Source organism: Pseudomonas sp. FSL R10-1350 (genome assembly GCF_009600525.1).
Taxonomy (GTDB): domain Bacteria; phylum Pseudomonadota; class Gammaproteobacteria; order Pseudomonadales; family Pseudomonadaceae; genus Aquipseudomonas; species Aquipseudomonas helleri.
Window position 1 is genome coordinate 1 of the sequence record NZ_WIVR01000189.1, and the last position, 451, is coordinate 451.

General features: G+C 55.0%; 1 protein-coding gene. It reads left to right on the top strand.

What is annotated here, in order from left to right; genetic code table 11:
• Nucleotides 1–119: 119 nt before the first annotated feature.
• On the top strand, nt 120–451 hold a 332-nt coding region (locus GHO25_RS25780), incomplete at its 3' end, for a helix-turn-helix domain-containing protein (protein ID WP_153393445.1).

A 451-nucleotide genomic window follows, 5' to 3' on the forward strand; every position in this document is an offset into this window, starting at 1 on the left:
CAGATAACTGGACTCTCAATTCGCGAAGTTTGCTTTTGGCCTTGGCAGGAAGATTAGCACGTTCGGCAAGGATGGGCGGTCTCAAGGAGCAAGTGCAACACCTCATGTAAGGTGTTGCCATGTCTACCCAATACAACCAACTGAGTACCGAGGAGCGCGTCACCATTATGGTGATGCTCTTTCAACGACAGACGCTGCGAGCTATTGCCGCTTTGCTAGGCCGTCACCCCAGCACCATTAGTCGTGAGATCAAACGCAACCCCCAGCAGCCTCACTATGACGCCATCCAAGCTACCAGCAGGGCTCAACAGCTTCGACATGCGCCTCGCCGTCAGCGGCGTTTGTCTCCGGACTCAGAGCTATTTCAAGTGGTCGTCGAAATGCTCCGCATCGGCTGGTCACCGCAACAAATTGCCCGCAGACTACGCAGTATCTGGCCAGGCCAATCCGA